The organism is Paraconexibacter sp. (genome assembly GCF_041602235.1).
Classification (GTDB): Bacteria; Actinomycetota; Thermoleophilia; order Solirubrobacterales; family Solirubrobacteraceae; genus Paraconexibacter.
Genome location: NZ_JBFIGP010000427.1, coordinates 1 through 2244 on the forward strand (window position 1 = coordinate 1; position 2244 = coordinate 2244).

A 2244-nucleotide genomic window follows, 5' to 3' on the forward strand; every position below is an offset into this window, starting at 1 on the left:
CTGGGTGGCCGGAGCCTCGACCCCCGCCGACTACACGCTCCAGGCTCGCGACATCGCGGGCAGCGAGCGGTCCGGGGTGGTGTCGTTCGTCAACGACACCGCCGCACCGGCCGGCGGGGCGCTGACGGTCAACGGCGTCGGTGCCGGCAGCGGGGGGACAGCGAGCAGCACGTCGTCCACGAGCTTCCCGATCGACGGTCGCAGCGACTACACCGAGGCCAGGACCGCGACGCAGTCGGGCCTGGGCTCCAGCGTGCTGACCGTGCAGTCGGCAACGCTCACCGGCGGCGTCTGCGGCACGGCGGGATCGGGCGGTCCGTTCACCACGCCGGTGACGATCACCGGCACCGCGCAGCCCGCCGGCATCACGGCCGGCTCCTGCTACACCTACGCGCTCAGCGGTGTCGACGCGGTCGGCAACGCGTCGACGGTCAGCACCACGGTCGCCGTGAACGCCCCGTAGGGCTGGTGCGCTGAAGCGTCGCCCTACTCGGTGTAGGGCACGTAGCGGTGGTGCAGCATCAGGTGGTTGCCGTCCGGATCGGCGAAGAACGCCATGTGGCAGACACCGGTGTCGAGCGTCTCGCCGAAGAAGGTGACGCCCTGCGCCTCGAGCGCGGCGCGGGCCGCCGGCACGTCGTCGACGCCCAGCGGCCAGGGGTTGCCCTGCTGGGCGACGAACGGCATGCCCATCTTCTCGGGCTCCCAGATGCCGAAGCAGGTGTCGCCGGCCCACTGCTCGTACTCGGCGTGCTCGTCAGGGCGCAGGCCGAGCACCTCGCGGTAGAAGGTCCGCGCTCGGTCGGCGTCCTGGGAGGGGATGCCCATGAAGTCCAGTCGCTTGATCACGCTCATGCGAAGAGCCTCGCGACGTGCCCGGTGCGATGCAAGTCGCAGCACCGGGCCGGTGCACCGCGCGTCCGCGCTTGGCCGCGCTTGCGCTCGCCTGGGAGAATCGGACGGGGCCGACACCGAGGCGGACACATGACGGCGAGCGCTGGACCTCAGACGGTCGAGACGACGGAGCTGCTGGCGGCAGCGGGAGCGCAGCTCGGCCGGCGTGCCTGGGCGCAGGCGCGAGCGCTCTACGAGCAGGCGCTCACCGCGCAGGAGACCGCCGAGGGGCTGGAGGGCGTCGCGGTCGCCGCGTGGTGGCTGGACGACGTCGACACCGCCATCCGCGCGCGCGAGCGCGCCTACGTGCTGCGACGCGAGCGGGGGCAGACCGTCGAGGCGGCCCGCATCGCGGGCTTCCTCGCCTGGGACTACGGCGCGATGCGGGGGGTGACCGCCGTCGCCCGCGGCTGGCTGCAGCGCGCCCACCGGCTGCTCGAGGGGGTCGGACCGTCCGCTGAGCAGGCCTGGCTGCCGCTGATCGAGGCGTCCTTCCATCTCGACAGCGACGCCACCGAGGTCCTGCGGCTGAGCACGGTGGCGGCCGACCACGCCCGCGCGCACGGCGGGCTGGACATCGAGATGACCGCGCGCACGCTGCAGGGTCTGGCGCTGGTGAGCCTCGGACGGGTGGAGGAGGGCATGCGGCTGTTGGACGAGGGGACCGCCGCAGCGACCGTCGGTGAGCTGCACGACCCGATCGCGATCGGCTCCTGCTGCTGCAACATGATCATCGCCTGCGAGCGGTCCCGGGACTTCGACCGGGCCGGCCAGTGGTGCGAGCAGCTCGCCGCCTTCTGCGAGCGGACCGGGCAGCGCCCGCTCCTGGCCCTGTGCCGCGCCCACCACGCCACCGTGCTGATGATGCGCGGCGACTGGCCGCAGGCGCAGGAGGACTTCGCGTGGGCGGCCGGCGCGCTCTCGACGCTGCGCCCGCCGCTGGCGGGGTACGCGCGCGCCCGCCTCGCGCAGTTGCGCTTGCGTCAGGGGAGGCTCGGCGAGGCCCGGGACCTCCTGGGCCAGTCCGCGGCCCACGTGCTCACCCCGCTGGTCCAGGCCGAGGTCGACCTCGACGACGGTGAGCTGGCCGGTGCGCTCAGCGGCGCGCAGCGGTACCTGCGGTCGCTCGCCGGCGGGCAGGCCATCGAGAGCGCCGCGGCGCTCGAAGTCCTGGTGACGGTCCGGGGCCGGCTCGGGCAGCTACCGGAGGCCCGTGAGGCCCACGAGCTGCTGGCTGCGATCGCCCACGCCGTCCCGACCGACGCGCTCGGCGCGGCGGAGCGGTGCGCCGCCGGACGGATCGCCCTCGCCGAGGAGCAGCCGGACAGCGCCGCCACCGCGTTCGAGGAC

The 2244-nt window shown here is 74.2% G+C and carries 2 protein-coding genes and 1 pseudogene; 2 read left to right on the top strand and 1 reads right to left on the bottom strand.

The annotated features are described in order from the left end of the window. A pseudogene (locus ABYE80_RS19950) lies at positions 1 to 463 on the top strand (hypothetical protein); the annotation flags it as partial. Positions 464 to 486: 23 nt separating this feature from the next. Here ABYE80_RS19950 and ABYE80_RS19955 read toward each other — a convergent pair. Continuing rightward, positions 487 to 855, bottom strand: coding sequence for a VOC family protein (locus tag ABYE80_RS19955; protein ID WP_372792058.1), 369 nt, complete (start codon positions 853 to 855; stop codon positions 487 to 489). A 129-nt stretch (positions 856 to 984) separates the two neighbouring features. On the opposite strand from ABYE80_RS19955, the gene ABYE80_RS19960 reads away from it, so the two are divergent. After that, on the top strand, positions 985 to 2244 hold a 1260-nt coding region (locus ABYE80_RS19960), incomplete at its 3' end, for a hypothetical protein (protein ID WP_372792060.1).